Annotated in this window: 13 protein-coding genes; 5 read left to right on the top strand and 8 right to left on the bottom strand. The window is 68.7% G+C overall.

All coding sequences use genetic code 11. The features are described from left to right. Positions 1-98 precede the first annotated feature (98 nt). Positions 99-2,045: a glycosyltransferase family 2 protein gene (locus JCR33_RS14035; protein WP_198882727.1), complete on the top strand. Its 1,947-nt coding sequence runs from the start codon at positions 99-101 to the stop codon at positions 2,043-2,045. 13 nt (positions 2,046-2,058) lie between these two features. Here the strand turns inward: JCR33_RS14035 and JCR33_RS14030 are convergent, their stop codons facing one another. Then, positions 2,059-3,393, bottom strand: coding sequence for an aspartate aminotransferase family protein (locus JCR33_RS14030; protein ID WP_198882726.1), 1,335 nt, complete (start codon positions 3,391-3,393; stop codon positions 2,059-2,061). Further along, positions 3,393-6,065 carry a TRAP transporter permease gene (locus JCR33_RS14025; protein WP_198882725.1) on the bottom strand — a complete coding sequence of 891 codons (2,673 nt, stop codon included), beginning with the start codon at positions 6,063-6,065 and terminating at the stop codon, positions 3,393-3,395. Before JCR33_RS14025 ends, JCR33_RS14030 begins: the two co-directional genes overlap by 1 nt. 175 nt (positions 6,066-6,240) lie before the next feature. Here JCR33_RS14025 and JCR33_RS14020 point away from each other — a divergent pair, with 175 nt between their 5' ends. Beyond that, on the top strand, positions 6,241-6,789 hold the full coding sequence (locus JCR33_RS14020; protein WP_198882724.1) for a DUF924 family protein: 549 nt from the start codon (positions 6,241-6,243) through the stop codon (positions 6,787-6,789). A 57-nt stretch (positions 6,790-6,846) separates the two neighbouring features. On the opposite strand, the gene JCR33_RS14015 is transcribed toward JCR33_RS14020, so the two are convergent. The 3 genes from JCR33_RS14015 to JCR33_RS14005 are packed head-to-tail and all read right to left on the bottom strand — an operon-like array spanning position 6,847 to position 9,239. Then, entirely contained in the window at positions 6,847-7,509 is a 663-nt protein-coding gene (locus JCR33_RS14015; protein ID WP_198882723.1) for a TenA family protein, read from the bottom strand. A 23-nt stretch (positions 7,510-7,532) separates the two neighbouring features. Next, positions 7,533-8,225: an aspartate/glutamate racemase family protein gene (locus JCR33_RS14010; protein WP_198882722.1), complete on the bottom strand. Its 693-nt coding sequence runs from the start codon at positions 8,223-8,225 to the stop codon at positions 7,533-7,535. Positions 8,226-8,279: 54 nt separating this feature from the next. Beyond that, on the bottom strand, positions 8,280-9,239 hold the full coding sequence (locus tag JCR33_RS14005) for a TAXI family TRAP transporter solute-binding subunit (protein ID WP_198882721.1): 960 nt from the start codon (positions 9,237-9,239) through the stop codon (positions 8,280-8,282). Between the two features lie 296 nt (positions 9,240-9,535). On the opposite strand from JCR33_RS14005, the gene JCR33_RS14000 reads away from it, so the two are divergent. From JCR33_RS14000 to JCR33_RS13990, 3 genes are all read left to right on the top strand, one after another. Beyond that, positions 9,536-10,759, top strand: a complete 1,224-nt coding sequence (locus JCR33_RS14000) for a PRC-barrel domain-containing protein (RefSeq protein WP_198882720.1) — start codon at positions 9,536-9,538, stop codon at positions 10,757-10,759. A gap of 114 nt (positions 10,760-10,873) precedes the next feature. Then, positions 10,874-12,574, top strand: a complete 1,701-nt coding sequence (locus JCR33_RS13995) for a PRC-barrel domain-containing protein (protein WP_198882719.1) — start codon at positions 10,874-10,876, stop codon at positions 12,572-12,574. A 212-nt stretch (positions 12,575-12,786) separates the two neighbouring features. Beyond that, the gene (locus JCR33_RS13990; RefSeq protein ID WP_198882718.1) at positions 12,787-13,953 is read left to right on the top strand and encodes a PRC-barrel domain-containing protein; all 1,167 of its coding nucleotides are present in this window, start codon (positions 12,787-12,789) and stop codon (positions 13,951-13,953) included. 62 nt (positions 13,954-14,015) lie between these two features. Here the strand turns inward: JCR33_RS13990 and JCR33_RS13985 are convergent, their stop codons facing one another. The 3 genes from JCR33_RS13985 to JCR33_RS13975 form a co-directional block, all read right to left on the bottom strand. Further along, positions 14,016-15,617: a TRAP transporter large permease gene (locus JCR33_RS13985; protein ID WP_198882717.1), complete on the bottom strand. Its 1,602-nt coding sequence runs from the start codon at positions 15,615-15,617 to the stop codon at positions 14,016-14,018. Continuing rightward, positions 15,617-16,306 carry a TRAP transporter small permease gene (locus JCR33_RS13980; RefSeq protein ID WP_211110304.1) on the bottom strand — a complete coding sequence of 230 codons (690 nt, stop codon included), beginning with the start codon at positions 16,304-16,306 and terminating at the stop codon, positions 15,617-15,619. Before JCR33_RS13980 ends, JCR33_RS13985 begins: the two co-directional genes overlap by 1 nt. 111 nt (positions 16,307-16,417) lie before the next feature. Next, complete coding sequence (locus tag JCR33_RS13975; RefSeq protein WP_332461191.1) at positions 16,418-17,416, bottom strand: DctP family TRAP transporter solute-binding subunit; 999 nt, start codon at positions 17,414-17,416, stop codon at positions 16,418-16,420. Positions 17,417-17,601 lie beyond the last annotated feature (185 nt).

Here is a 17,601-nt window from a genome sequence, read left to right as displayed (position 1 = left end):
GAAATCTCGCAATGCAATTACCGGATGGGGTCTGGTGGCGACGAGGTTCCATCTCGGCTCCCCGTGCCGCGGCGCGGCGGGCGGCCGCACCGTCGCCGGTGGTCGAAGAGCTCGCATTTCTCAACCGCAATCGTTGTAGGCCGAGCCGGGCCGACGCGGTCGATGCGCGCGAAGCCTGCGTCCTGCTCGGGTTGCGCAACGTCGGCGCGGGCAATCGGGCGCGGCGCGAAGCGAACGAGGCGCTGGCGGTCAAGCTCGCCCAGGCGACGCCGCAAGATTGCCTCGACGCCGCCTTCACCCTCGCCGCCGGCCGTCCGTCCGAGGTCGTGGCCGGGAGTCACGGGGTGGCGTCGTCACCGCCTTTCGAGGATCGGGCCTACTATGCCGCCATCGCCCGCTGGCTCGGCTGCCGCTTCGACGACGGCGAGGAGCTGCGCCGGCTCGCCCGGCAAGGCCGGCCTTCGATCGTGTTCGAGCCCGGCGCCGCGATCCTGCGTTTTCCGGCGAGCGGTGGGGAGAGGCTCGCGATCGCCCCGTGCCCGGAATGGCTACCGGGGCTCGCGGCGCTGCTGACCCGGCGGCCGGAGCTCGGCGCGCGCCTCCTCATCGTGTCGCCGCGGGCGCTGGTGCGCGTCGCCGGCCACGACGGGCCGCTCAGCTGGCGCGGCCGGCTCGACCCGCTCCACGCCGTGCCGCCGTCGGACCTTGCCGACAAGGTCGTGACGCGGGGGCAGATCGTCACATTCCTCGCGGTCGCCATGATCGTGGCGGTCGGCAGCATCCTCGCCCCGGTGTCGATCGTCGGCGGCGCGACGATCGCGGTGACGGCGGTGCTCCTCGCCTACGCTGCGAGCCGGGGCATCCCCCTCGTCCACGACCGCTGGGCGGGGTTGCCGCGGCGTCCGCTGAAGAGCGCCGAGCTGCCGGTCTACACGGTGCTGATCCCCCTCTACCGCGAGGACGAGGGGCTCGCCCACCTCATCCGCGCGCTGCGCCGGCTCGACTATCCCGCCGACAAGCTCGACATCCAGTTCCTGGTGGAGGCCGACGACGACATCACCCAGCGCGCCATCGAGCGGGAGGCGCGGCACTTTCCCTGCCGGATGACGATCGTGCCGGCGGGCGTGCCGCGCACCAAGCCGCGGGCGCTCAACGTGGGGCTGCGTCAGGCCGAGGGCGATCTCGTCACGATCTTCGATGCGGAGGATCGCCCCGACCCCGAGCAGCTCCGCATCGCCGCGGAGACGTTCGCGGCGGCGCCGCCCGAGCTCGCCGCCCTCCAGGCGCGCCTCACCATCGAGAATCTGAGCGACGGCTGGCTGCCGAAGATGTTCGCCATCGAATATGCCTGCCTGTTCGAGCACGTGATGCCGATGGTGTCGAGCATGGGGCGGCTGCTCCTCCTCGGCGGCACGTCGAACCACTTCCGCATCGAGGCCCTGTTGAAGGTCGGCGGATGGGATCCCTTCAACGTGACCGAGGATGCCGACCTCGCAGTGCGGCTCCGGCGCTTCGGCTACCGCCTCGCCATGATCGATTCGGAGACCCACGAGGAGGCTCCGCTCTCCGCCGACGCCTGGGTGAAGCAGCGCTCGCGGTGGTTCAAGGGCTACATCCAGACCTGGCTGGTGCACAACCGCGAGCCGGTGCGGCTCGTGCGCGAGGTGGGCTGGGCAGACGCCGGGGTGTTCCACCTCTTCATCATCGGCTCGCTGACGGCGGGCCTCGCCCACATCCTCTTCATGGTGCAAGCGCCGCTCGCGGTGATGGGGCTGCCGCTGCTGGGCGGCGGCTCGCCGGTCCTCATGGCGGCGCAAAGCGTGGCGGTGCTGGCCGGCTACGGGGCGAGCCTCGCCCTCGGCGTCGTCACCGTGCGCCGCCGCTCCCGGCTCAGCCCCTGGATCGTCTTCTGGCTGCCCGGCTACTGGGTGCTGATGGGGTGCGCCGTGATCATCGCCATCCACGACATCGTCCGCAAACCGCACCACTGGCGCAAGACCACCCACGGGCTGGCGCGGCGTCCCTCTCGCATCACCCGGAAATAGGTGGGGCGGCAGGTCAGGCGGGCAGCGCCTCCTCGAGGGCGCCGGCGAGGCGGTCGATGATCATCGCCACCTCCTCCTCCGTCACGATGAAGGGGGGCGCGAGCATCACGTGGTCGCCCTGGACGCCGTCGATGGTTCCGCCCATCGGGTAGACCATCAGGTCGCGGGCGAGGGCGGCGCGCTTCACTTTGGCGTGGGTCTTCGCCTCGGGCGGCAGCGGTGCCTTGGTCTCGCGGTCGGCGACAAGCTCCAGCCCCAGGAAGAGGCCGCGGCCGCGGATGTCGCCGACGTTGGGGTGCTGGCCGAAGCGAGCTTCGAGCCCCTGCCGCAGCCGCGCCCCCATCGCCTGCACGTTGGCGAGGAGGTCGCGCCCTTCGATCGCCTCCAGCACGGCGACGCCCGCCGCCGCGGCGGTGGGGTGGCCCATATAGGTGTGGCCGTGCTGGAAGAAGCCGCTGCCGTCGGCGATCGCCTGGTGGATGTCCTCGGCGACGAGCAGCGCCCCGATGGGCTGGTAGCCGGCGCCGAGACCCTTTGCGATCATGATCATGTCGGGCGCCACCCCGTCCTCCTCGCAGGCGAAGAGGTGGCCGGTGCGGCCCATCCCGCACATCACCTCGTCGAGGATCAGGAGCACGCCGTAGTGGTCGCAGATCTCGCGGATGCGCTTGAAGTAGCCGGGCACCGCCGGCACCGCGCCCATGGTGGCGCCGACCACCGGCTCGGCCATGAAGGCCGCCACCGTCTCCGGGCCGACGCGCTTGATCTCGGTCTCGAGCTCGTCGGCGACGCGCCGGCCGTAGTCCTCGGCGCTCTCGCCCGGCTCGCCCCAGCGCCAGTAGTGACAGGGGGCGATGTGGCTCATCGCGTCGGTGAGGAGCGGGGCGAACTGGCGCCGCCGCCACTCGTTGCCGCCGGCCGCGAGCGCCCCCAGCGTGTTGCCGTGATAGGACTGGCGGCGGGCGATGATGCGCGAGCGCGCCGGCTCGCCCTTCTCCAGAAAATACTGGCGGGCGAGCTTGATCGCCGCCTCAGCGGCCTCCGATCCGCCCGACACGAAATAGGCGCGGCCGATCCCCTTCGGGGCGCGCTCCACCAGCATCGCCGCGAGCGTCTCGGCCGCCTCGGAAGTGAAGAAGCCGGTGTGGGCGTAGGGGAGGGCGTCGAGCTGCCGCTTGATCGCCTCCACCACCATCGCATCGGAGTGGCCGAGGCAGGAGACGGCGGCACCGCCGCAGCCGTCGAGCACGCGGCGGCCGTCCTTGGTGAGGATGAACACCCCGTCGCCGCCGACGGCGACGGGCATGTCCACCGCCGAAGCGCGCTGAAAGACGTGCGGCGAGGCCATCAGAAGGCGGGCTCCGTCTGTCGCCGGCGCTGCATCACCACCACGAGGGCGAGGACCAGGAAGGCGGGAATGTAGAAGATCTCCTTCGGCAGCCGCTCCGCGTTCGTCTGCACGGTCTGCAGGATCACCGGGTCGTCGGCGTAGAAGTCGAAGTCCTGGCTCAAATAGGCGAAGGGGGTGCCGGGGAAGGGCTCCTCCACGGTGAGCGTGTCGCCGTCCTCGAAGAAGGTGAGGCCGACGTCGGCGAGCTTGTCCTCCGCCGTCGCCCCCTCGCCGAGCGGCACCACCACGAAGATCGAGTTGCGCCGGTCCGGGTTGTTGAAGTCGGTGCCGACGAGCTCGAGCCGGAGGTTGGTGCCGGCGGGCTCGGCGGCGGCGACGTCGTAGATCGCCGTGCCGGGCCGCTCCACGTAGGGCGGCTGCACCATGTCGAGCCAGACCCCCGGCCGGAACAGGGTGAGCGCGACGACGAGGAGCAGGGCCGTCTCGAACCAGTTGCTCTTCGTCAGGAAGTAGCGCTGCGTGGCGGCGGCGAAGGCCATCATCGCGACGACGGCGATCACGAACGCCTTGAGGCCGGTGTACCAGGGCACGAACTCCGGATGCGGCACGCCGTCGACGATGACGACGTGCATCAGGAGGAGCTCGGTGTTGAAGATGAAGAGGAAGGGCAGCAGGGCGGTGCGGATGTCGTAGCCGAAGCCCTGGAAGCCCGTCTTGATGGGGTCGCCGCCGGAGATGCCCGCCGCGGCGTAGGCGGCGAGGCCGACGGGTGGCGTGTCGTCGGCGAGGATGCCGAAATAGAAGACGAACATGTGCGCCGCGACGGCCGGGATGATCAGCCCCTCGGAGGCGCCCAGCGAGATGATCACCGGGGCCATCAGCGAGGACACCACGATGTAGTTCGCCGTGGTCGGCAGGCCCATGCCGAGGATGAGGCTCATCACCGCGACGAAGATCAGCATCAGCATCAGGGAGCCGCTGGCGAGCGCCTCGATGAAGCCGGCCACCACCTGGTGCGCTCCGGTGAGCGAGATCGTGCCGACGATGATGCCGGCGGCGCCCGTCGCTACGGCGATGGGGATCATGTTGCGGGCACCGGAGATCATGCCCTCGGCGAACTCGTCCCAGCCCTGGCGGAACGAGCCGGCGAAGCCCGTGCCGCCGCGCATGATCGCCTTCAATGGGTGCTGGGTGAGGGCGATGACGATCATCGCGGTGGTCGCCCAGAAGGCCGAGAGGCCCGGCGACATCCGCACCACCATCACGCAGTAGAGCAGCACGATGATCGGCAGGATGAAGTGGAGACCCGTCAGCGCCACCTCGCCGGCGCGCGGCAGCTCGACGATCTTCGCCTCCGGATCGTCGACCTCGAGATCGGGTCGCCGTGAGGCGATGAGCAGGCAGACGAGGTAGAAGAGCAGGAAGATGCCGACGGCGACCTCCATCGTCGCCCCCGGCATCGCCCGGCTCGCATAGCCGAGGACGAAGTGGACGAAGGCGCCGAGCACGGCGATGAAGGCGGCACCGAGCAGGAAGCCGCCGAATTTGCGCGCCATCGACTGGGCCTTGGAGGGCGGCTTCGGCAGCCCCTTGAGCCCGAGCTTCAGGGCTTCGAGGTGCACGATGTAGACGAGTGCGATGTAGGACACGATCGCCGGCAGGAAGGCGTAGACGATGAGGTCGGTGTAGGGCGTGCCGGTGAACTCGGCGATGAGGAAGGCCGCAGCGCCCATCACCGGCGGGGTGAGCTGGCCGTTGGTGGAGGAGGCGACCTCCACGGCGCCGGCCTTCTCGGCCGGGAAGCCGGTGCGCTTCATCAAGGGGATGGTGAAGGTGCCCGTCGTCACCACGTTGGCGATCGAGGAGCCGGAATAGATGCCGGAGAGGCCGGAGGCGACCACCGCCGCCTTCGCCGGCCCGCCGCGCAGATTGCCGAGCAGCGCGAAGGCGATCTTGATGAAGAAGTTGCCTGCCCCGGCTTTTTCCAGGATCGCGCCGAAGAGCACGAAGAGGAAGATCAGCGAGGCCGACACGCCGAGGGCGACGCCGAAGACGCCTTCGGTTTGCATCCAGAAGTGCCACATCGCCTTGCCGTAGGAGGCGCCCTTCCAGCGGATCGCCTCCATCAGCCACGGCGAGGAGCCGAAGAAGACGTAGGCGAGGAAGATGCCGACCACGATGAGGAGCGGCAGCCCCAGCGCCCGATAGACGGCGATCGCCACCGCGACCAGGCCGAGGGTGGAGACGACGAGGTCGGTGTTGGTGGGAAGGCCGGGGCGGGCGGCGATTTGGTCTTTGAAGACGATGAGATAGAGACAGGTGGCGAGACCGCCGAGGCCGAGCACCCAGTCGTACCAGGGGATCCGGTGGCGCGGCGAGCTCGGCGTGAGTGGGAAGGCCATCGACACGAGGAGCAGCGCGAAGCCGAGGTGGATGGCACGGATTTCGGTGTTGTTGAACACCACCCTCAAGCCGGTCTGCTCCTGAACGATGAAGGGCAGCGGCGAGGCGACGTAGAGCTGGAACAGCGACCAGATGAAGGCGAGGCCCGGGATCAGCCACATTTGCCAGCCCAGCGGGTTGCGGGCACCGGAATCGACCGAGGCGACGAGGTCGTCGGCGGCAGTGGCGGCACCAGAAGCGTTGGGATCGGTGGCTTGGGTCGTCATCCTGTCATCCTGTCGTCAAGGCTCTCCGAGCAAGACCGAAGGGCGACGGTGCCGCCGCGCACGCACGCCACCACCCGCCCGAACCGCACCGCGCCAGTGTCGACGCGCGCGATCCGAGCGCAGCGTTCCATGCTTTTTGTGAGAGGCAAAGGCCTTTTTGACAGGAGAATGCGCGATGAACGGTGAGAACGAGACGGCACTCGGCTTCCTGGCCTTCTGGCTCGATGCCGGATCCACACTGTGGTTCGGCGGCGGCGACGCCTTCGACGATACCTGCCGGCGATGGATCGGTTTGTGGGAAGAGGCGCGCGACGGAGGCCACACCGAGTGGATGGCGACGGCCGCCGGCAGCCTCGCGCGCATCATCCTGTTGGACCAGATCCCGCGCAACGTGTTCCGCGGATCGCCGGATCAGTTCGCGACCGATCCGCTGGCGCTCGCCGCGGCCGAGGCGGCGATCGCCCAGCGCTTCGACCACACCCAGACGATGCCGGTGAAGAACTTCTTCTACCTGCCGTTCCAGCATTCGGAAGACCTCACCGTGCAGATGCGCGGGGTCGACCTCTATCGCCGGGCGGGCGACAAGGAGGCCTATCACTGGGCGCTGATCCACGCCGACGCGATCCAGCGCTTCGGCCGCTTCCCCCACCGCAACAGGGCGCTGGGGCGCGAGACCACGGCGCAGGAGGCCGACTATCTCGCCTCCGGCGGTTTCGGCAGTTAGAAGCGGGCGGCCTTTCCGTCCGATCGCATTCGATCGGGCGGGGGGCCTGTCGGGCGCCTACACCGGCCAGGGATCGCCCCGGTGGGCGCGCTCCCAGAACACATATTCGAGCCGCGTCGCGGTGGTGAAGGCCTCGTGCATCGCTGCGAGCACCTTCGGGGAGGCGCCGGCGCCGGCGGCGTCGGTCGCCTCGATCATCGCCCGGACGGCGGCGTCGAACTCCTCGCCGGCATAGGTGTCGATCCAGGCGGCGAAGGGGTTGTCGGCCACACTGCGGGCGAGGAGGTCCTTGCCCACCTCGGCATAGATCCAGAAGCAGGGGAGCAGCGAGGCGAGCACCACCTCGTAGGGCTCGGCATAGGCGGTGGCGACGAGATAGGAAATATAGTGGTGCGCGCCGGGCGAGATCTCCATGCCGGCGAAGGCCTCCGGCGAGATGCCCCAGTCGGCGAAGAAGGCGGTGTGAAGCTCCCGCTCGCCGACGATCGCCTCGCGGGCCGCGTCGCAGAACTGCACGATGCGCTCCGAATCGGGCGCCTTGGCGGCGGCGATGGCGAGGGCGCGGCCGAAGCCCACCAGATAGTGGGCGTCCTGCACGATGTAGTGCTCGAAGCGCTGGCGCGAGAGGGTGCCCGCGGCGAGTTCCTCGTTGAAGCCCATCGTGCGGATGGTCTCGTAGCGGGCGGCGTTGTTCGCCCAGGCGTCGGCGGAAAAGGGCATGGGGCCTCGCGTCGGTGGATCGCTCAGCCGATAGCGCGCGCCACCGCCGCCGCGCAATGGAGCTCGGTGGTGGAGAAGGACGGGATCGAGAGATCCTGCGGGCCGACGAGGAGGGGAATCTCGGTGCAGCCGAGGATGACGCCCTCGGCACCGCGGGCCGCCAGAGCCTCGACGATCGCCCGATAGCGGGCACGGGTCTCCTCGCGGAAGACGTCGCGCACCAGCTCGTCGTAGATGGTGGCGTGGATCTCGGCGCGCTCCGCCTCGTTCGGGACGATGGTCTCGATGCCGTGGCGCGACAGGATCGAGGGATAGAAGTCGCCCTCCATGGTCTTGCGCACGCCGAGGAGAGCGACGCGGCTCAGCCCTTCGGCGAGGATCGCCGCGGCGGTGGCTTCGGCGATGTGGAGGAAGGGCACGCCGAGGCGCGGCGCGAGCTCGGGCACGAAGCGGTGCACGTCGTTGCAGGTGATGACGAGAAAGTCGGCGCGCGCCCGCTCCAGCGCCGCCGCGGCGTCGAGGATCTGGGCGCAGGCGGCGGCCTCGTCCTCGCGCTCGATCACGGCGTCGACATAGTCCTGGCGGTCGACGCTCTCCATGGCGATGCGGGCGGAGTGGACGCCGCCGAGCCACGCCTGGGTCAGCTCGTTGATGCGGCGATAATAGTGGGCCGTCGCGACCCAAGAGAGGCCACCGATCAGGCCGATCTTCTTCATTGAGGAACCATCGTCGCGGGGGGCGCCGCTCCCGGAGGAGCGGCGCGGAGCGGCCTACATCCAGCCGCGCTCCTTGTAGTACTTCTCGGCGCCGGGGTGCAGCGGGGCGCTGAGACCGTCGGTGATCATCTCCTCCTCCTTCAGATTGGCGAAGGCGGGGTGGAGCTGCTTAAACTGCTCAAAGTTGTCGAACACGGCCTTCACGACCTCGTAGACGACGTCGTCCGGCACGTCCGCGGAGGTGATGAAGGTGGCGCCGACGCCGAACGTGTGCACGTCCTCGTCGTTGCCCTTGTACATGCCGCCGGGGATGACGGCGGCGCGGTAGTAGGGGTTCTCGGCGATCAGCTTGTCGATCGGCGGGCCGTCGACGTCGATGAGGTCGACGTCACAGGAGTTGACCGCCTCCTGGATCGCGGCGGCAGGGTGGCCGACGGTGTAGATCATGGCGTCGATCTTGCCGTCGCAGAGGGCCTGGGCCATCTCGGAGCCCTTGAGCTCGGTGGCGAGGGCGAAGTCGTCCATGCTGATGCCGAAGGCGTCCATGACGATCTCCATCGTCAGGCGCTGGCCGGAGCCCGGGTTGCCCACGTTGACGCGCTTGCCCTTGAGGTCCTCGAAGGACGTGATGCCCGAGTCGGACTTCGCGAGCAGGGTGAACGGCTCGGGGTGCACGGAGAACACCGCGCGCTCCTTCTCGAACGGCCCCTGATCGGCGAAGCTCGAGGTGCCGTGGTAGGCGTGATACTGCCAGTCGGACTGGGCCACGCCGAAGTCGAGCTCGCCGGACCGCACGGTGTTGATGTTGTAGACCGAACCGCCGGTGGACTCGGCCGAGCAGCGGATGCCGTGGTCGCGGCGGCCGCGATTGACCAGGCGGCAGATGGCGCCGCCGGTCGGATAGTACACCCCGGTCACGCCGCCGGTGCCGATGGTGATGAACTTGTCTTGCGCCGACGCGCCGGTCGCGGTCATGGCCGCTGCGGCGACGAGCGCCAGCATAATCTTGTTCATGCGTCTCCCTCTTCTCGTTTGCGGCCGCTGCCCGTACGGGACGACCGAGCCTGTCGGCGGGCGATGGACGCCCGTCGGAGCGATCGGATGGCGCGGCGCGCGGGGGCGCCGCGGGTGCGCTTGAGGACCAAGCGCTCTGGGGGGCCAACGCAATCGTCATCGGCCACCTTTGTCAATCTTCGAAGGTCAGCCGCCCAGATGACAGGAACAGTTTCGCCCGAGTGGTCGTTGAATTCAGGAGAAGGAAAGGAGGAGTCCTTTCCTAACGAGACAATATCGAGACGAGAGGGAAAAGAATGACCCGCACGATTCTGGGCGGTGCCGCGCTGGCTGCTCTGCTGGCCGCGACCCCCACGCTGGCGCAGGACGTGGAGATGTGCGTGCTGGCCGACATGCCGGATGGGTCGGTGCGCGCCGAGGCGCGAAAGACCATCGATCTCGACGGCGACGGAACGATCACGCTGGCCGAATACGAGGAGTGTCTCGCCACCAACGAGATTCCGGACGACCGGCGCGCAGCGATGCTGGCCGAGTTCGAGCGGCTCGACATCGACGACGACGACCGCCTGGTGGTGGCCGAGCTCGACGGTGCGGCCGGCACCGAGGCCGCCGACGCCGCCGAGCCGGCGGAGGTGACGGTGGCCGAGGCCCCCGCCGCCGTGAAGGTGGACCAGCCCGCGCCGGAGGTGCGTGTCACCCAGGGCGATCCGAAGGTCGCCGTGGAGCAGCCGGAGCCGCAGGTGGCGGTGAACCAGCCGAAGCCGAAGGTCGAGGTCACGCAGAAGAAGCCGGAAGTGTCGGTGCGTCAGCCGGAGCCGACCGTGGAGGTGGAGCAGGGCGAGCCGACGGTGTCGGTGGATCAGCCCGCGCCGCAGGTCGCGATCGACGCGCCGCCCCCCAAGGTCGAGGTGACGCAGGCCGAGCCCAAGGTGACCGTCGAGCAGGTGAAGCCGAAGGTGTCGGTTGAGCAGCCCGATCCGGTGGTGACGGTGGAGAAGGCGGACGCCGACGTGGAGGTCGAGACCGAGGAGCCCCGCGTCGTGGTGAAGCAGGGTGAGCCGCAGGTGGTGATCGAGCGCGTCAGCGACGCTGCGCCGCAGGCGAGCGATGAGGCCGCCGCCACGTCGAGCGCCGACGCCGACGAGCCCATCGCGATGGCGGCCAATACGGCGACCGACGACGGCGCCGCCGGCGTCCCGGTGGAGGCCTCCTCGGTGGCGATGGGCGTGCCGTTCGACGAGCTCGAGGGCGAGGTTGCCTACAACGATGCCGGCGAGAAGGTCGGTAAGATCACCGACATCGTGATGAAGCAGTCGAGCGGCGAGCTCTTCCTCGTCGTGTCGGCCGGTGGCTTCCTGGGGATCGGCGACACCGACGTGGTGTTCCCCTACGAGAGCGCGTCGATCTCCGACGACCACGTCATGATCGACACCGACCTCACCGCGGAGACGGTGGAGGATCGGACGGACTACGACGAGAGCGCCTATGTCGAGGTGCCAGAGGACCGGGTGGTGCGCTAAAGCTCTGCTCAGAGTGCTGGCGGAGAGCCGGGGCCCTATGCTCCGGCTCTTCGTCGTGGCGGAGCGCCCGGCTGGGACAGCTTTCAGAACAGCGAGAATGACGAGAGAATATCCATGACCCTCATACTTCGCACGGCGCTGGTGGCGTTCGTGGCGGCGACGCCGGCGCTGGCCCAGCAGGCGACCGAGGATGCGGCGCCGGATCGCACCCACGTGACCGTGCAGCAGCCGGAAGCCAAGGTGCGCGTGTTCGAGCCTGCGGTGACGGTGACGGTCGAGCAGCCCGCTCCCAAGATCACCGTGCGGCAGTACGATCCGGTGGTGACCGTCACCCAGCACGAGCCGGACGTGACGGTGACCCCCGCCAAGCCGGACGTGAAGGTGGAGCTGCGCGATCCGGAGGTGATCGTGGAGCAGCCGGAGCCGAAGGTGGCGGTGGAGCAGCCCGACGCGCAGGTGTCGGTGACGCAGCCGGACCCGACGGTGAAGGTCGTGCCGGCCGACCCGGTGGTGACGGTCGAGCCGCAGCCGCCGCGGGTGTCCGTTGCCTCGCCGGAGCCCCAGGTTGAGGTCACCCCGCCCAAGCTCGACGTGGAGGTCGAGCAGGCCGACCCGAAGGTCGAGGTGGAGCAGGCGCCGGCCGCTGTTGCGGTGACGGACGAGGCTGCCACGGACGAGGCGACTGCGGGCGAGGCTGCCACGGACGAAGCGGCTGCAGACGTGCCGACCGCGGGCGAGGCGACCGAGCCTGCCGCCCCGGCGGAGGAGACGGCGGCAGAAGCTTCGATGCCGGCGGAGACCGAGGCCGCGGATACGGAGACGCCGACAGGGCCCATCAGCCCCGTATCGGAGGCGGAAACGGCCTCCGACGCCGCCCCGGCAAGCGCCGGCGACACACCCGCCGCCCCGAGCGAGGAAGAGGCCATTGCTCCCGCTCCCGCCGAAGAGGCGGAGCCGGCGACGGACACCGCGGCGACTGCGCCCGAGGTCGCGCCCTCCGCCGACGAGGAGGTGAGCGAAACGGCCGCTCCCGCCGAAGAGGCGATGCCCACCACGGACGCCACGACGAGCGCTCCCGAGGCGGCGCCGGCCGAGGAGACAGCCAACGAGGCCGCCGCCCCCGCCGAAGAGCCGGCGACGGACGCGGCCGCGACCACCCCCGAGACGTCGCCGGCCGCGGCTGGCGACGAGGCGACGGCAGAGGCCGCTAGCCCCGCCGACGAGGCGGAGCCTGCTGCGGACACGACGGCCACGGCGACGCCGGACAGCACCGAGCCCGCCGACGAGACGGCCGCGACGGGCGAGGCCGAGGAGGCGGTGCCCGACGCCGCCACGGCGGAAGAGATGACCGGCGAGGCCGAGCCGACGGGCGAGGTCACCGCCGGGGAGGCCGAGACGGCGGCCCCTGCGCCGACCATCGAGGCGGCCCGGACCGCCGAGCAGGCGGCCGACGCCCTCGCCGCGGTCCCCTCCACGGACGGTGCCGAGACACCCGCGGCGGTCGAGACGACGCCCTCGGTGGAGATCGATCGTGACGCACTGACCGGCCTTCCGGTGGTGAATGCCGAGGGCGACAAGCTCGGCAAGATCGATGACGTGGTGCTCGATCCGGCATCGCAGACGCCGGTGGTGGTCGTCGCCGTCGGCGGCTTCCTGGGCCTCAATCAGACGCTGCTCGTGGTGCCGTACGAGGAGTTCTCCATCGCGGACGACGCCGCGACACTGACCACGGCTCAGACCGACGACGCCCTGGAAAACCGTCCCGAGTACGAGGAAGACGCCTACGCGCCGCTCCCCGATGAGATGGTGAAATAAACAAGAAAGCGGCCGGCACTCTATCGTCGGCCGCTTTCGCATCTGGTTGTCTCGTTCGTTGGAGTAAAGGCGTAGGTCGGTCCCGTGTTGTTCGCCCGGAGGATGAGCTGAAGAACGTGCGAAAAACCACGGAACAGTCGGCACGTCTTTGAATTGATTCCCCATAGGGCGGTGCAATGCCGCCAAGTAGATCAATGATGGGGAACCAACACATGACGACCCAGTGGATGATGGGGAGCGCTCTCGCTGCGGTTCTCGTGGCAACGCCGGCGCTGGCGCAGACGCCGTCGGAGTTCGGAAAGTGCGCCATCGCGGACATGACCGGCGAGACCTTCGCCGATCTCGATGCCGACCACGACTCCACGCTGACGATGGACGAGTATCGGGCCTGCCTCACCGAGGCGAACATCACGCTCGACGAGGCGTCCAAGGCCCGCTTCGCCGCGGACTACGAGGCGGCCGACACCGACGGCGACGGCAAGCTGGTGCTCGCCGAGGTCGAGGTGGGCGGTGCCGCGGCGGATGCGCCCAAGGGCACCATCACTGTGACCCAGCCCGCGGCGGAGGTGACCGTGTCGCAGCCGCCGGCCAAGGTGAGCGTCAACCAGCCCGAGCCCGAGGTGACGGTGAAGAGCGAGGAGCCGCAGGTCGCGGTGTCGCAGCCCAAGCCCGAGGTGACGGTGACCGAGGCGGAACCCAAGGTCAGCGTGACGCAGCCCGAACCCACCGTCACCGTGTCGCAGCCTGAGGCCAAGGTGTCGGTGTCGCAGCCGGATCCCGACGTGACGGTGGAGCCGGGCAAGCCCGGCGTCGAGGTGGCGACGGCCGAGCCCAAGGTCGATGTCGAGACCGCCGAGCCCGACGTCCAGGTCGAGCAGCCCGAGCTCGACGTCGACGTGGAGCAGGCGAGCCCAAAGGTCGCCGTCGACGATGCGGCGCCGGAGGTGGAGCTGGCGGCGGGTGATGCGGACGAGCAGGCCGCGGGCACGCAGACCGATTCCACGATGGTCGCGGCGAACTCCACGCCGGCTCCGACCACCGACAGCGTCACCGCCGAGGCGCCGGACGCCGTCGTGTCCTACTCGATCCGCGTCGACGAGCTCGAGGGCGAGGACGTCCTCAACAGCGCCGGCGAGGAGATCGGCGAGATTGACGAGGTCATGCTCGACCCGGCATCCGGCAAGCCGGTGGTGATCGTGTCGGTGGGCGGCTTTCTCGGCATCGGCGACCGCGACGTCGCCTTCCCCTACGACGACTTCACCATCACCGGCGACGACGTGGTGCTGAACACCACCCTCACGCGCGCCGAGATCAAGGCGATGCCCGAGGTCGACGACGATGACTACGAGGAGCTGCCCGAAGCGATGATCGTGCGCTGATCCTCACGGGCGGCGAGAGAAAGGCCGGGGCACGCGCCCCGGCCTTTTTCGTATCGGCAGCCTCAGCGGGTGACGATCTCCGGCCCCATCAGCGTGGTGGGCAGGAAAGTGGAGATCACCGGCACGTAGGTGATGAGGATGAGGAACAGGAAGAGCACCGCCACGAAGGGCGCGGCGGCGCGCACCACCTGCACGAGGCTCATCCCGGTGATGCCGGAGGTCACGAAGAGGTTGAGCCCGATCGGCGGGGTGATCATGCCGATCTCCATGTTCACCACCATGATGATGCCGAGGTGGATCGGGTCGACGCCGAGCTCCACCGCGATCGGAAACACCACCGGCGCCACGATGAGGAGGAGGCCGGACGGCTCCATGAACTGGCCGCCGATGAGCAGCAGCACGTTCACCGCGATGAGGAAGGTGAACCAGTCGAAGCCGGCGGTCAGCATCCACTCGGTGATCGCCTGCGGGATGCGCTCGGAGGTGAGCACGTGCGCAAAGAGCAGCGCGTTCACGATGATGAACATCAGCATGATCGTGGTGCGGGCGGCGTCGATCATCACCTTGCGCGTGTCATGGTGGACGATGGTGAGGGGCGCGTAGAGCAGCGACTGGGCGAGATTGCGCGCGAGGGCGGCAAGACCCGCGGCGAGCGCGACCGGCGCCCCCGCGGCCCCCTGGCGGCGCAGCAGGTAGGCGAGCCCGCCCACGGCGCCGAGGATCGCCGACAGGATGGTCCGGTCGGCGATCTCGCCTTCGCCGAAGACGAAATAGGTGACGATCAGCACGACCACGAAGAGGGCGAGGCCGTAGACCCAGGCGAAGAAGCCGGTGCGGGTCGCCGGCGAGGCACCTTCCGGCAGGAAGCGCTTGCCCTTGAGCGGCCCCATGTCGCGATAGACGAAGAGGGCGATGACGAAGGCGTAGACCGCCGCGACCGCCGCCGCCTCGGTCGGGGTGAAGACGCCGCCATAGATACCGCCGAGGATGATGATGATGAGGAAGAGGCCCCAGGCCGCATCCTTGCCGGCGCGCAAGAATTCGCCCCAGCCGAGCCACTCGCCCTTCGGCAGGTTCTTGACGCGCGCCATGATGAAGATGGTGATCATCAGCATCAGGCCGGCGACGATGCCGGGGATGACGCCGGCGAGGAACATGCGGCCCACCGAGACGTCGGTCGCGGCGGCGTAGACCACCATCACGATCGACGGCGGGATGAGAATGCCGAGGGTGCCGGCGTTGGCGATGATGCCGGAGGCGAACTCCTTCGAGTAGCCCACCTGCCGCATGCCGGCGATGGCGATGGTGCCGATGGCGACGACCGTCGCGGGCGAGGAGCCCGACAGCGCCGCGAACAGCATGCAGGCGAGCACCGAGGCCATCGCGAGGCCGCCCCGGAAGGAGCCGATGGTGGCGATGGCGAAGCGGATGATGCGCTGGGCCACGCCGCCCGTCGACATGAACGCCGAGGCGAGGATGAAGTAGGGGATCGCGAGGAGCGTGTAGTTCTGGCTGGCGGTGTAGAGCTGCAGCGCCACCGAGGAGATGGTGTCGGTGGAGAAGAAGGCGATGAGGAGGAGCGACGACAGGCCCAGCGACACCGCGACCGGGACGCCCGTCAGCAGAAAGAAGAAAACAAGCGCGAAGAGGATGATGGGTTCCATTAGTCCCTCAGGGCGTCTTTGTTTTCGGCAACGAGGTCTTCGGCCTCGTGGCTCGCGATGATGAGGTCACGCTTGCCCTGGACGATCTCGACGAGAGCCTGAAGCGTGCGCATGGCGAAGAGGCCGAGGCCGATGGGCAGGATGAGGTAGGCGACCCAGCGGTGCACGCGGTCCTGCCCGGCCCACTCGCGCATGAAGGAGGGGTACATCAGGTCGTCGAGCCCGGTGCCGACGCGGAAGAAGCGCCACCAATAGTCGACGGCGCCGCCGCCGCGGGTGGTCGCGCCGAGATGGGTCAGCCAGTCGCCCGAAATGAGGATCACCGCCCAGAGCAGGGCCGCGGCGGCGCCGAACACGGCGAAGGCGCGAAACACCGGCCGCGGGAAGGTGCGAATGAGGGTGTCGATGCCGAGATGGGTGCCGACGCGCACCCCGTAGCTCATGCCGAAGAGGATCAGCCAGGCGAACAGGATGCGGTTGAGCTCCAGCGCTCCGGTGATGCCGGTGTTGAAGCCGTAGCGCAGGACGACCTGAACGAAGGCGACCAGCGTCATCAGCGCGAGGATGACGGCGATGAAGATCTCCTCGAAGCTCGCCATGGCGCGCGGGGCCAGCCGGTCGAGGATGAAGTAGAGCCCCACGAAGCAGATGAGCGTGAGGAGCGGGTAGGCGATCAGAATGTGATACATCGTGCGGCCTTCGACGCGAGGCGGCCGCAGCGGCGGCGCGCCACTCGATGAAGCGGAAGGGGCCGGACCTTGCCGGCCCGGCCCCGCTCACCCGGAAGTGTCGGTCGCCGATCAGGCGCCGCCGTTGTTGGCGGCGACGGCCGCGTCGATGAGGTCCTTGCCGATCTCGTCCTCGAACTCGGCCCACACCGGCTTCATCGCGTCCACCCACTGCTGACGCTGCTCGGGCGTGAGGGTGCGGATGGTACCGCCGGCGTCGATGATCGCCTGCTTGGCCTCTTCGTTCAGCTGGGCGGACTTGGCGTTGTATTCGTCCGACACCGCCTTGAAGATCGACAGGAACTGCTCTCGCGTCTCGTCGTCGAGGCTGTCGAGGAACTCGTCGGTGGTTACGGCAAAGTAGGTCAGGATCTGGTGGTTGGTCTCGGTGATCCCGTCCTGAACTTCGAAGAACTTTTGCGTGTAGATGTTGGTGTAAGTGTTCTCCTGGCCGTCCACCACGCCCTGCTGCAGCGCGCCGTACACCTCGTTGAAGGCGAGCTTCTGGGCGTTGGCGCCGAGCGCCTCGATCATCGCCTGGGCGATGTCCGACGTCTGGACGCGGAACTTCAACCCCTTCGCGTCCGAGGGGGTGAGCAGCGGCTTGTCGGCCGAGAACTGCTTCAGGCCGTTGTTGATGTAGCCGAGGCCTATGTAGCCCACGTCCTGCATCGAGGTGAGCAGGCTCTTGCCGGCATCGCTCTCGGTGAAGCGATCGACTGCCGCGAGATCCTGGAAAAGGAAGGGCAGGTCGAATAGCCCGAGCTTGCGGGTGTAGGCGCCGAACTTCGACAGCGACGGGGCGGCGATCTGCACGTCGCCGAGGAGCAGGGCCTCCATCACCTTGTCGTCGTCGTAGAGCTGCGAGTTGGGGAACACCTGCATGCAGGCCTTGCCGTCCATCTCGTCGTTGATGCGCTCGGCGAGGGCGGCGGCCATCTCGCCCTTCGGGTGGCCTTTTTCGGCGACGACGTGGCTGAATTTGATGACGACCTCGCCGTCGTCACAATCGGCAAGCGCCGGGGTGGCGGCGGCCAGGGCGAGCGCAGTTGCGCAAATCAGAGCCTTCACTGGGACACTCCCTCTCGTATTCTTCTGACGTTCAGCCTTTGCACAAAAGCTTGCCGCAGGGAAGACAGTCTCGCCGAAGTGGTTGAATTGATAGCTGTGATCACGGTTTTGTGCCATCGAATGCCTAACGACGGCGTGACTCTCAAGTCATTCGGCGGCATCATCGGGCGCGAACGCTGCTCAAT

This window comes from Acuticoccus mangrovi, assembly GCF_016411865.1.
In the GTDB taxonomy this organism is placed as follows: domain Bacteria; phylum Pseudomonadota; class Alphaproteobacteria; order Rhizobiales; family Amorphaceae; genus Acuticoccus; species Acuticoccus mangrovi.
Note: the sequence above shows the minus strand (reverse complement) of the source record. Positions and strands in the feature narration are given on the sequence as shown.